The following is a 12668-nucleotide window of genomic DNA, read 5'->3' as shown; positions in this document are numbered from 1 at the left end:
AGTGGTTTTATATGTTTAGAAAATAAGGCGGGGGAAAAATGAGTATTACGGAACGTTTTTTTTACTTAGAAAAAGAACCATGTGTCATTTATTTACCGGAGAAGCCAAATGGATTTTCTGTTATGCTCCTCGGTGATTATAACTACTTTATTGAGAATGGTACAAGTTTATGGACACAGCATGCGGGTAGATCTTATTTTTTACATGGCCTTATTGAGCAAGGCTACACAGTCTTTTCTTCTAATTTATACGGAAGACATTGGGGAAACGACCAATCTGTTCGTCTAGCAAAACGTTTATATGACGTTGTGTTGAGAAAAGAGACATTGAATGCGAAAATGCACATTATGGCAGATGGTATGGGAGCACTTGTAGCACTCGAAATGATGAACAAATACCCTGAGTGTATACGCTCTGTCATTATGTTAAATCCGTGTTTAGATTTACCAGAATATGTGGAGTTTGAGAAAGAGCATAAGTTTTTTTACAAGAGACTCGTGAAGGAATTAAGTTTGGCGTATGATGCCAAAGAAGAAGAATTAGAATTAAAAATAAATAAGAAATCATTTACGCTTCTTCCATCTTGTGTACCTGTTAAAATTTTCGTATCAACACAAGAAAAAAGAGGAAGAAAACAGCAGTTGCGTAGATATGAGAAAATGAGGCAACTAAATCAATGTGATACTTCTGTCTTGTTCCATCTGCAAGATGTGAAATATAAAATGGTTAGGCAAACGACCGATTTCTTTAAAAAATATGAAGAAGAATTATGAAGCTCCCATATACATAAATGAGGAGCTATTTGTTTCAGAGGGAAAGGGTTGGTGGTATGGAACGCGTGCTAATTGTAGGTGCACTTACGTTTGTAGGTTATCACCTTGTAAATAAAATGATTGCAGAAGAAGTGGAAGTATATGGTCTTGATTTTGATGAATTCGATAGTATGACGAAAATTAATGAAGAGAAGTTATTATTAATTGGGAGAAATGCATTATTTACGTATTATTCGATAAGAGATGAAGATGGATGGAGATTGGTTGAGGAAGAGAGATTCGATACTGTTTACTTTTGCTTATATGAGCCAAATCAGCAAAGTGGATTTCGGAATGAAAGAGTCATATTACAATATTTAAAGCGAATTATAAGAATGTGTGAAGAACAAAAAGTGAAGTTAAATTTAATTTCTTCTATTGAAGTAGGCAGTACAGATGAATCCGAAAATAAGCGACTATTTTTGAAAGTAGAAGAAGGATTGAAAAAAGGGAATTTACAATATAGTGTATTTCGAGTTCCAACATTATATGGACCGTGGCAACCGTCCTTTATGATGTTTCATCAGCTTATTTTATCAGAATTAGGTGAAAAAGAGTGCCGTTGTACGATTGAGGAAAAGGGGAATGATTTACTTTACGTTGAAGATGTATGTGAATACTTATGGGAAAATGGAACGAACGGGGAGCAGCTTGGTATATACAATTTACTTAGTGGTAAACAGTCATTATGGGAAAAAGGTATGAATCTTTTACGCGCGGATGATAAAGTAAATAAAAATAATAACGAAGTAAGAGATGAGGCTATCGAGGTAATTTCAATAAAAAGAAATACTCCGTTAGAATACGGTTTAAATAAACAACTGGCACACATGAAAAAATATAAAGAGTTATACGAAGGGTAGTACGCGTGTTACACTATTGTATGTGAAAGTTTTAATGGAGAGGAAGAGCATAATATGAACGAAAAAAGCATGCAGTTTTTACAAATCGCAATGAAGCATTTACCGGAAGCAAAGGCAATTTTAGATGATAATGGAATTCCACTTGATATGGAGAAGGCACAGCCGGTGTTAGAGTTGTTAATGAAAGTTATGAACGAGGCCTATGAGCTCGGGAAAGCAGATAAAGAATAAAAAGAATAAAAAGCATCTTTTTAAGATGGAAGAGAGGCCCGAACCGTGGATAGAAGCGGTCAGGGCCTTTTTTATTCTTGCCTGGGAGAAAACCAGAGATATGAAGAGGATAAAGGAAAAGTAGTGAGGAGAACTCTCTAGTTTAGAAGGAAAGCAGATCAAGAATAAAAAGCATCTTCTTAAGATGGAAGAGAGGCCCGAACCGTGGATAGAAGCGGTCAGGGCCTTTTTTATTCTCGCCTGGGGGAAAACTAGAGATATGAAGAGGATAAAGGAAAAGTAGTGAGGAGAACTCTCTAGTTTAGAAGGAAAACAGATAAAGAATAAAAAAGCATCTTTTTAGATGAAAGAGAGGATCGAACCGTAAATAGAAGCGGTTTGAGTCTTTTTATATTTGAGAGGTATGTTTCTGTTTCTTTTAATGAAAAATAACGTGAATAATGCGTTAGCTTTCTGTTTTATGCGAAATATATTCTAGACAAAAATACATTTATGTTTTAAAATTAGTACCAAGTCATAATAATTGATATAAAACGGAGGGCTGCGATGTGAACGTGGGCATTTTAGGGATCGGAAGATATGTGCCAGAAAAAGTAGTCACAAATCACGATTTAGAGAAAATAATGGAAACATCCGATGAATGGATTCGTACGAGAACGGGAATTGCAGAAAGACGCATTGCCGATGATACAATAGATACTTCATATATGGCCGTAGAGGCTTCTAAAAAAGCACTTGAAGATGCAGGAATTAGCGGAGAGGATATCGATCTTATTTTAGTAGCAACAGTAACACCAGATCGTGCTTTTCCAGCAGTTGCTTGTGTAATTCAAGAAGCAATAGGAGCGAAACATGCAGCTGCAATGGATTTAAGTGCAGCATGTGCCGGTTTTATGTACGGAATGATTACAGCGCAGCAATTTATTCAAACAGGAACGTATAAAAATGTATTAGTAGTTGGTAGTGATAAATTATCTAAAATTGTAGACTGGAACGATCGAAATACAGCAGTACTATTTGGAGACGGAGCCGGTGCTATCGTAATGGGAGCTGTTTCAGAAGGTAAAGGTGTTCTATCTTTTGAATTAGGAGCAGACGGAAGTGGCGGCAAGCACCTTTATCAAGACGAGTATGTTATGATGAATGGCAGAGAAGTGTTTAAATTTGCCGTTCGTCAACTTGGTGATTCTTGTCTTCGCGTTTTAGATAAAGCTGGTCTTACAAAAGAAGATGTGGATTTCTTAGTACCGCATCAAGCAAACATTCGTATTATGGAATCTGCAAGAGAGAGGTTAAATTTACCACAAGAAAAAATGAGTATGACAATTGAGAAGTTCGGTAATACATCAGCTTCTTCCATTCCGATTGCAATGGTAGAGGAATTGCAAAACGGACGTATTCAAGACGGTGATTTAATTATACTTGTTGGTTTTGGCGGCGGATTAACATGGGGAGCAGTCGCTCTTCGTTGGGGTAAATAAGGACTGAGAGAAAAAAAGGAGTGTATTTTGTATGGAAAAAAAGAGGGTCGTAATTACAGGACTAGGAGCTGTTACACCGGTCGGAACAGATGTTGAAACAGCGTGGGAAAACATTAAAAAGGGTGTATCTGGAATCGGGCGACTTACAAGAATTGATCCAGAACTATTTCCAGCAAAAGTAGCAGCGGAAATTAACGACTTTGAAGTCGAGAAATATATTGATAAAAAAGAAGCGCGCCGTATGGATCGCTTTACACAATATGCAGTAGCAGCAGCGAAAATGGCAGTTGCAGATGCAAAGCTTGAAATTACAGAAGAAAACGGACCTCGAATTGGTGTATGGATTGGATCTGGTATTGGCGGTATGGAAACATACGAAGAACAATTTAAGATTTTTACTGAGAAAGGCCCACGCCGCGTGAGCCCATTCTTCGTGCCGATGATGATTCCAGATATGGCAGCAGGTCAAGTATCAATCGCAACAGGAGCAAAAGGAATTAACACTTGTTCTGTAACGGCTTGTGCATCTGGTGCAAACTCAATTGGTGATGCATTTAAAGCAATTCAGCGTGGTGATGCTGATGCAATGATTACAGGCGGAGCAGAAGCGCCGCTAACAAGTATGGCATTCGCAGGATTTAGCTCAGCGAAAGCATTAACATTTAATGAAGACCCAGCAACGGCTTGCCGTCCATTTGATAAAAACCGTAGCGGTTTCGTAATGGGTGAAGGTTCAGGTATTCTAATTCTTGAAGAATTAGAGCATGCATTAGCACGCGGTGCTCACATTTACGCGGAAATTGCTGGTTATGGTGCAACTGGAGATGCATTCCATATTACAATGCCTGCTCCTGGTGGGGAAGGCGGAGTGCGTGCAATGCGTCAAGCTTTAGCTGATGCAGGCCTACAGCCAGAAGATATTGATTACATTAATGCGCACGGTACAAGTACGGATGCGAATGAAAAATATGAAACGATGGCAATTAAAGAAACTTTCGGCGAGCACGCGTATAAAGTAGCAATTAGCTCAACGAAATCAATGACAGGTCACTTATTAGGAGCAGCTGGTGCTGTTGAAGCGATTTTCTCTATTAAATCAATTACAGACGGAGTAATTCCTCCAACAATTAACTATGAGACACCAGATCCAGAATGTGACTTAGATTACGTACCAAATCAAGCGAGACACCAAGAAGTAAATGCAGTATTAAGTAACTCATTAGGATTCGGTGGTCATAACGCAGTGTTAGTATTTAAATCGTATAAATAATCGATGAAATAAGGAGTTTTTTCGCAATCTATTGCGAAAAAACTCCTTATTTATTTTTACGCCTTTTTCTCCTGTAGCATATACATAAGAAAAAGGAGGGATAAAGATGGGGATTGTTGAAACAGCTGAATGGCTACATTTATATTATGGACGGCCAGAAAAACTTTGTGAGAAATTTACGAAGTATATTCCGTTGCCAAAAGAAAGGTTGTATCGCTTTTTAATTTCAAAAGGGATGTATCGCCCGATCATGCGCGGAGAAAAGGAAATTAAAGAATTAGAGGAAAAGGAAATTTGGAAAGAATTGAGCCTGGAGTATGATAAACTGAAAAATTGGTTAAAAGGCCCAGATGTCCCTGTCTTTATTTTATTATCAGATTCCTATAATCGAACTGTACAAGAAGAGTATAACGGTAGGGCTGGATTATCTATGCGTCATGTTATTTTCTTATTCGTATGTGGGCGGAATTCGGTAGAAGAATTAAAAGTGTTATTGGCGCATGAATATCATCACATATGCAGGTTACATCAAATTGAGACGAAAGAAACAGAATATACATTACTTGATACGATGATTATGGAAGGGCTAGCGGAACAAGCAGTAACAGAAAGGTATACAGAAAAAAACAATGCACCGTGGACGGCGTATCTTTCAAAAGAAGAGGCTGTTTATTATTGGAAAAATGTTGTACATGAAAGAATAAGTATAAAACGAGGAACAAGGGAACATGACATCTTATTAAATGGCTTTCACTCTTATCCGAAGATGCTTGGCTATGCGCTTGGATTTCATATTGTCAAAGATTGTGTAACTTTGGAAGGAGAAGATACACTTTCTTTATTATCTATAGATGCAAAAGAAATATTGAATAAAGCAAGTACATTTCATATATAAAAAAACAGGAGTTCTATTTCCTGTTTTTTTAGTATTAATAGAAGAAAAAATAATAATTAGAATATATTTCCTCAAGTGGAATAAAGTTAAGCAAAAATGAACATAATGATTGGTACAAACAGTAGTGAAGTGAGGGGTAGTGAATGTTATATCTACATGATGTATGGGTAAATTGGTTTGAAGGTGAAGAGAATGGGTATAACGTTTGTCATTTTTACGAATGGCGGAAAGATGATACGATTGAGCTATTAGATCAAGTGCCATTATTAAAAGTAGATGCCACATTATATCATTACATCGAGAACGAATTGTTAGAGCTTCCGCAAAAAATGCTGGAAGACGTACATCATAAGGCTTATATTCGTAAAAATCATGAACGTTTGCAGCAAGAGTATTGCTTTGTTGTTACAGATGGAAAAGGAATTATTGCGATTGACACAATTGGTTACAATGTACCAATTCGCAAAAGTAGACTTATACCACGCCAAGAGCAGATGGTATATGAGATGGTAGAAAACGTACAAGCAGAAAAGTATGAGTTCCAAGTAGAAGAAACAGAAAAAGAACATCATATTTTATCACCATCGCCTTTCATTATGAATGGCTTGACTCGTAAAGAAAGACAGCTAAAACAATTATTATTTATGGCGTTAGATCAATTACATACAACGAAAAACACAGCAGAAATTCGCTATTGGTTCACAGAGTGGGATCCATCAGCATATGGAATGGTTCAACATATGGAATTTGAAGATATTTGGGCTAAGCTGTATGATGAAGCGAAAACAGGCTGGTCTGATAAGCACGAACAATTATGCGAGCGTCTCGTAAAAGGACAGCCATTTTTTGAAAAGTTATGGGAAATGGAAAATGAGCAAAAGGTAAATTAAAAAACCGCCAATTGGCGGTTTTTTAATTTTGTAGAAATCTAGCTCCAGCGGCAAGAATGTTCGGTGGCTTCGCGCCTTCCTGCGAGGCAAAAAGCGTCTCTACGTCAGGAGCTCCATCCCTCTCACATTCTAAACGAGCTGCCTCCGCTTTTTGTAGAAATCCAGCTCCGGCAGCGAGCTCTTCGTGTCTAAGAACCTTTCGCATAAGAAGACAAAAAGCGTCTTCTATGCGAAAGAACCTTAGCCAGTCAGAGCTAAACGAGCCGCCTCCGCTTTATATGTAATCTAGCTCCGGCTCCTAACCCTTCGCGTCTAAGAACCTTCCCCACAAGAAGGTAAAAAGCACCTTCTGTGGGAAAGAACCTTAGCCGTCAGGGCTAAGCAGTCGCCTCCGCTTTATATGTTACCTACGTTTTCTGCTTAGTCCCATTGCGTTTTCTACTTTGCGTAGTTGTTTGAATGCGACGCGGTTTGCTTTTTCTGCACCTTTGTCTAGGATTTCGTCTAGTTCTGGTGAGTTGATTAGTTCGTTATATTTGTCTTGGATTGGACGAATTGCTTCTACGACTACTTGTGCTAAGTCGCCTTTGAAGTCGCCGTATCCTTTTCCTTCGTACATCGCTTCAATTTCTTCTACTGTTTTTCCAGAGAATGAAGAGTAGATTGTTAATAAGTTAGAGATTCCAGGTTTGTTTTCTTTATCGAATTTCACAATACCTTCAGAATCAGTTACAGCACTCTTAATTTTCTTTTCAATTGTTTTTGGTTCATCAAGCATACTGATCATTGATTTTGGATTCGGATCAGATTTACTCATTTTCTTCGTAGGTTCTGTTAATGACATAACGCGAGCGCCTACTTTTGGAATACGAATTTCAGGAATTGTGAACACTTCACGGAAGCGTTTGTTGAAACGCTCTGCTAGGTCGCGTGTTAATTCCATATGTTGCTTTTGGTCATCACCAACTGGTACGATTTCAGTGTTGTAAAGTAAAATATCAGCAGCCATTAATGGTGGATACGTAAGTAATCCAGCTGGAACTGAATCTCTACCCGAAGCTTTATCTTTATATTGCGTCATACGTTCTAATTCTCCAACGTAAGCAACAGATTGCATGATCCATCCTAATTGAGCGTGTGCTGGTACTTCTGATTGTACAAATAAAGTAGCTTTTTCAGGATCGATGCCGCATGCTACATAAAGTGCAGCAAGACTGCGGATGTTTTTACGAAGTCCGACGGGATCTTGAGGTACTGTAATCGCATGTTGGTTTACAATACAGAAATAACAGTCGTGTTCATTTTGAAGCTCTGTAAACTGCTTCATTGCGCCTAAATAGTTTCCAAGTGTAATCGTTCCACTTGGCTGAATACCAGAAAAGATAACTGACATAAGTAATTCCTCCTAAAATTGAATGCGTGATGGGGGGAAGAGAAGGCAAACAAAAAAGCCCATTCATCCCAAAAACTATAGGGACGAATGGACCGCGGTACCACCCTAATTATTTCACTACTGTGAAATCTCTCTAATCCATAATAACGTTAGGATATAACGCCAAAGCCTACTACTTTCGGTTCGGTTTGGTGCTCAAAAGCCCATTCCATACTGTACAATTACTTGTTCACACCAACCACAAGCTCTCTGAAATTGCCTCAATATGTACTCTTCTTTATCATCGCATACATATAAATTTATTTATTGTTACTTGAGCTCTTTTAATATGAAAGAACTAAAGTTTTATAACAAAATGTTTTGCTGATTATTATATCATATGGGATAGTGTTTGCAAACTACATCAAAATAGTAAAGCTAATGAGGGTCGAGAACAACCCAAGGAAGATACCTGTAATACAAATTGGATATGTCCATTTGAATGAATATGTTTTATAAATACGTTCTTTCTTATCTGTAGGTTCCTCGACTTCTTCAATTAAAGAGTCAATCTTTTTGTTCGTACCAAATACTCTTTGGAATGCGTAAATGGTTACATTGAAAAAACCATTTTGAAATATGTATAAAAAACCGCCGATAAGAATAAAAAACAGTGCAATATAAAACAAAATGTTGACAAAGTTCAACAAAAATTGAGATGAAATGAGGAATGCACCAATACTAGAAGCAATCATCGCTATAAAAATTAGTATACAAGTATGAAAAAAAACTTTATTCAAAATATTCCCCTCCGTCAAAATATTACTAGAATTATTATACTATAAAAGCTATAATAAGTACTAGGATTAATTTTTTGAAAATTATACGCAATTAAAGGTCTGATTTTAAGATGATGGTAGCAATGTTAATGTATCCCTTTACGAAAAATTAAAAATATAAATATTTTATTAAAAATTTTAACAAAAAAACAAAAAACTATATTCACAATTGTTATATTATATGTATAATGAAAATTGTAGAAACTTGGAGATTATTCTTTCAATTCTACTTTTTAACAAGTGAGGGTACAGGAAGTGCAATTAGGGGAGGCAACACAACATGAAGAAAAAGATACCGTTATTACTTGCATCAACTTTAACTGCAAGTATGTTGCTTAGCGCGTGTAGCTACCAAAAAGATGACGCAAAAGCAAAAGGGAAAGAGAACGCTACGAGTAGTAGTAACGGAAAACAGATTCTTAATTTAACAGAGTTATCTGAAATTCCGTCAATGGATGCATCATTAGCATCTGATTCTTCATCTTCTACAGCATTAAATAATACGATGGAAGGTTTATATCGTATTGGCAAAGATCAAAAGAGAATGCCTGGAGTTGCAGAAGATGTCGAAAAGCTAGATGATGGGAAGAAATACATATTTAAATTAAGAAAAGATGCGAAATGGTCGAATGGGGAACCTGTAACAGCTAAAGACTTTGTGTATTCATGGAAAAGAGCAGTAAATCCAGATACAAAAGCAACGTATTCATACATTATGTTCGATATTAAAAATGCAGAGAAAATTCATAAAAAAGAATTACCTGCTGACCAATTAGGTGTAAAAGCGATTGATGATTATACATTAGAAGTAGAATTAGACAATCCCGTTCCTTACTTTATCGATTTAACAGTTTATCCAGTATTTTACCCACTAAATGAAAACTTTGTAAAAGCACAAGGTGATAAATTTGGTTTAGAGGCAAATACAACATTATATAACGGTCCATTCGTTATGAGTGATTGGAAACATGAACAAAGTTTCCAATTCAAGAAGAATCCTTCATATTGGGATAATAAAACGGTTAAAATCGAAGAAATCAACTTTAATATTGTAAAAAATACAGCAACTGATGTAAATTTATATGAGACAAACGCGATTGACCGAGCGGCTTTAACGTCTGAATTTGTTGATAAGTTTAGAAAAAGCCCAGAGTTCCAAACAAGAAAAGAAGCAGGGGTTGCTTACTTAAGATTTAATCAAAGTAATCAGTACTTAAGTAATAAAAACTTAAGAAAAGCAATTTCAATGTCCTTTGACCGTGATAACATTGCAAAAGTTATTTTAAATAACGGTGCAATTGGAGCTTACGGATTTGTTGGAAAAGATTTCGCTGAAGGTCCGAATAAAAAAGATTTCCGAGCTGAAAATGGAAAGCTAGTTGAAACAAATCCAAAAGAAGCGAAAAAGCTTTGGGAAACAGCGAAGAAAGAGCTTGGAACTGATAAAATCGAACTAGAATTCTTAAACTTTGATAATGAAGATGCTAAAAAAGTTGGGGAATTCTTAAAAGGTGAGATGGAAAAGAACTTACCAGGTTTATCAATTAAAATTAAACAGCAACCATTCGCACAAAAAAATAAATTAGAAGATTCTCAGCAATATGATATTGCGTTTGGTATTTGGGGACCAGATTTCCCAGATCCAATCTCATATTTAGATATGTTTGTTACGAATGGTTCTCAAAATAAAACAGGGTATTCTAATCAGAAATATGATGAGTTAATCCTAAAAGCTAAAACAGATACAAAAGATTTACAAGCTCGCTGGGACAACCTTCTAGAAGTAGAGAAGATGTTAATTAAAGAGGATGCAGTTATCACTCCAATCTTCCAAAAAGGTTCAGCGTATGTAGTAAAAGGTGCCGTAAAAGATATTATCCCAATTAACTATGGTGGTAAATTAACTTACAAATGGGCATCTGTTGAACAAAAATAATCTTTTTTTTCCATCGTTTACAAGGGTATATGCCTATGATGGGCATATGCTCTTATTTTAAAAAAATAAAAGTAAGAATATTTTAAACTATCTTATTGCTTTTGAGAAAAACGGGGAGGTGCTTGATATGGGACGTTATGTATTAAAACGTTTCGTGTACATGGCTTTGACATTATTTTTAATTACTACACTGACTTTCTTTTTGATGAAATTACTTCCGGGTTCTCCGCTTAAAAACCAGGAGAAGCTATCACCGGCACAAAAAGAAATCATTCTTGAAAAATACGGATTGAATGATCCGGTACCAGTTCAATACGCACGTTACTTAGGTAACCTAGCAAAAGGTGATTTAGGGGTATCATTCCAATATGATAACCGCCCAGTAACAGACATGATTGTGGATCGTATTGGACCATCAGCCCAATTAGGTTTACAAGCGATTATATTAGGAACATTTATCGGTTTAATTTTAGGTATTGTTGCCGCACTTCGTAATAATACGTGGGTAGATTATAGTGCAACAGTTATTTCGGTACTCGGAATGTCGGTACCATCATTCGTATTCGCCGCATTACTGCAATATTTCGTAGGGGTAAAACTTGGCTGGTTCCCAGTAGCATTCTGGAAAGGACCAGAGTTTACTGTAATGCCTACAATTGCATTATCGATGGGAGTTATCGCAACAATCGCACGTTTCTCTCGTGCAGAATTAATTGAAGTTATGCAAGCCGATTACATTTTAACAGCGAAAGCGAAAGGAATTAGCCAAGGCGTTATTATTGTCAAACATGCACTTCGTAACGCGTTAATTCCAGTTGTAACAATTTTAGGACCAATGGTTGCGGCATTAATTACAGGAACACTTGTTATCGAGCAAATTTATGCTGTACCAGGACTTGGGGAACAATTCGTTAAATCGATTACTTTAAATGACTATACAGTTATTATGGGAACTACGATTTTCTATAGTGCAATCTTCATTTTAGTTATTTTCATTGTCGATATTTTATACGGAATTATTGATCCTCGTATTCGTTTAGCGGGAGGGAAAAAATGATGAAAGATGTACAAAAATTATCTCCAGATTTATTTCAACAAGCCAATCAAAATAATGTTGATAATGAAGTCATTGCCCGTCCAAGCCTAACGTTTTGGCAAGATGTAAGAAGACGTTTATTCCAACATAAAGGTGCGATGCTTGGCCTTGTATTATTAGTTATCATTGCACTATTAGCGATTTTTGGACCGATGGTAAGTAAACACTCGTATAAAGAGCAAGATTTAGGTCGAGCGAAATTACCACCAAAAATTCCAGTTATTGAAAATGTTCATTGGTTACCATTTGACGGTACAGATCAATATGGTGTTGACCAATATGAAAAACGTGATATTAAAGAGTACTTCTGGTTTGGTACAGATGATCTTGGCCGTGACTTATGGACAAGAACATGGGAAGGTACACGCGTATCATTATATATCGCTCTTTTAGCAGCAGCAATTGACTTAGTAATTGGGGTTGCATACGGAGGTATTTCAGCATTCTACGGCGGTAGAGTAGATAACATTATGCAACGTATTATGGAGATTATTAACGGTATTCCATACTTAATCATCGTTATTTTAATGGTAATCATTATGGGATCTGGTATTTGGTCAATTACACTCGCGATGGCGATTACAGGTTGGATAGGGATGTCGCGTATTGTTCGTGGACAAATCTTAAAGTTAAAAAACCAAGAATATGTATTAGCATCTCGTACATTAGGTGCAACAAATACACAATTAATTGTGAAACATTTAATTCCAAACGTAATGGGACCTATTATCGTAATGACAATGTTTACAATTCCATCAGCGGTGTTTGGTGAAGCGTTCTTAAGTTTCATCGGTTTAGGAATTCAGCCGCCATTTGCGTCACTAGGTTCTCTTGTAAATGATGGTTATAAATCTATTCAAACGTATCCGCATATGATGTTCATCCCTGCGGTTGTCATCAGTATATTAATTTTAGCGTTTAACTTAATGGCAGACGGATTACGCGACGCGTTAGATCCAAAAATGCGTAAGTAAAAGAGGGGA

General features: G+C 36.6%; 13 protein-coding genes and 1 other annotated feature. Of the genes, 10 read left to right on the top strand and 3 right to left on the bottom strand.

The window, feature by feature from the left end; translation table 11 throughout:
* The first annotated feature begins 38 nt into the window (after positions 1-38).
* From M1D66_RS21070 to M1D66_RS21040, 7 genes are all read left to right on the top strand, one after another.
* The gene (locus M1D66_RS21070; protein WP_000028711.1) at positions 39-773 is read left to right on the top strand and encodes a lipase family protein; all 735 of its coding nucleotides are present in this window, start codon (positions 39-41) and stop codon (positions 771-773) included.
* Positions 774-802: 29 nt separating this feature from the next.
* Positions 803-1675: an NAD-dependent epimerase/dehydratase family protein gene (locus tag M1D66_RS21065; RefSeq protein ID WP_012593171.1), complete on the top strand. Its 873-nt coding sequence runs from the start codon at positions 803-805 to the stop codon at positions 1673-1675.
* Positions 1676-1729: 54 nt separating this feature from the next.
* A complete protein-coding gene (locus M1D66_RS21060; RefSeq protein WP_153595095.1) occupies positions 1730-1906 on the top strand; it encodes a ComZ family protein in 177 nt (58 codons plus the stop codon).
* A gap of 548 nt (positions 1907-2454) precedes the next feature.
* Positions 2455-3387 (top strand): beta-ketoacyl-ACP synthase III, encoded by a 933-nt coding sequence (gene fabH / locus M1D66_RS21055; RefSeq protein WP_001100545.1) that lies wholly within the window; start codon positions 2455-2457, stop codon positions 3385-3387.
* Positions 3388-3418: 31 nt separating this feature from the next.
* Positions 3419-4657 carry a beta-ketoacyl-ACP synthase II gene (gene fabF, locus M1D66_RS21050; RefSeq protein WP_000412656.1) on the top strand — a complete coding sequence of 413 codons (1239 nt, stop codon included), beginning with the start codon at positions 3419-3421 and terminating at the stop codon, positions 4655-4657.
* 106 nt (positions 4658-4763) lie between these two features.
* Complete coding sequence (locus M1D66_RS21045) at positions 4764-5552, top strand: DUF2268 domain-containing putative Zn-dependent protease (protein ID WP_000513278.1); 789 nt, start codon at positions 4764-4766, stop codon at positions 5550-5552.
* A gap of 143 nt (positions 5553-5695) precedes the next feature.
* Positions 5696-6442: a YjbA family protein gene (locus M1D66_RS21040; RefSeq protein ID WP_000966127.1), complete on the top strand. Its 747-nt coding sequence runs from the start codon at positions 5696-5698 to the stop codon at positions 6440-6442.
* A 22-nt stretch (positions 6443-6464) separates the two neighbouring features.
* On the opposite strand, the gene M1D66_RS21035 is transcribed toward M1D66_RS21040, so the two are convergent.
* The 3 genes from M1D66_RS21035 to M1D66_RS21025 all read right to left on the bottom strand — a co-directional run bounded on the left by M1D66_RS21035 (position 6465) and on the right by M1D66_RS21025 (position 8614).
* On the bottom strand, positions 6465-6647 hold the full coding sequence (locus M1D66_RS21035) for a hypothetical protein (RefSeq protein ID WP_242554760.1): 183 nt from the start codon (positions 6645-6647) through the stop codon (positions 6465-6467).
* A gap of 198 nt (positions 6648-6845) precedes the next feature.
* Positions 6846-7835, bottom strand: a complete 990-nt coding sequence (gene trpS / locus M1D66_RS21030; protein ID WP_000110985.1) for a tryptophan--tRNA ligase — start codon at positions 7833-7835, stop codon at positions 6846-6848.
* A gap of 76 nt (positions 7836-7911) precedes the next feature.
* Positions 7912-8128, bottom strand: a binding site (T-box leader).
* Between the two features lie 105 nt (positions 8129-8233).
* Entirely contained in the window at positions 8234-8614 is a 381-nt protein-coding gene (locus tag M1D66_RS21025; protein WP_001044997.1) for a DUF3899 domain-containing protein, read from the bottom strand.
* A 319-nt stretch (positions 8615-8933) separates the two neighbouring features.
* Between M1D66_RS21025 and M1D66_RS21020 the strand changes: the two genes are divergently transcribed.
* The 3 genes from M1D66_RS21020 (at position 8934) to opp3C (ending at position 12659) form a co-directional block, all read left to right on the top strand.
* Positions 8934-10589 (top strand): peptide ABC transporter substrate-binding protein, encoded by a 1656-nt coding sequence (locus M1D66_RS21020; RefSeq protein ID WP_000727217.1) that lies wholly within the window; start codon positions 8934-8936, stop codon positions 10587-10589.
* 127 nt (positions 10590-10716) lie between these two features.
* Positions 10717-11646, top strand: coding sequence for an oligopeptide ABC transporter permease (gene opp3b, locus M1D66_RS21015; protein ID WP_000534167.1), 930 nt, complete (start codon positions 10717-10719; stop codon positions 11644-11646).
* Entirely contained in the window at positions 11643-12659 is a 1017-nt protein-coding gene (gene opp3C, locus M1D66_RS21010; RefSeq protein WP_000974106.1) for an oligopeptide ABC transporter permease, read from the top strand. The genes opp3b and opp3C overlap by 4 nt, the downstream gene beginning before the upstream one ends.
* Positions 12660-12668 lie beyond the last annotated feature (9 nt).

It is taken from the genome of Bacillus sp. PK6-16 (genome assembly GCF_056530295.1).
Note: the sequence above shows the minus strand (reverse complement) of the source record. Positions and strands in the feature narration are given on the sequence as shown.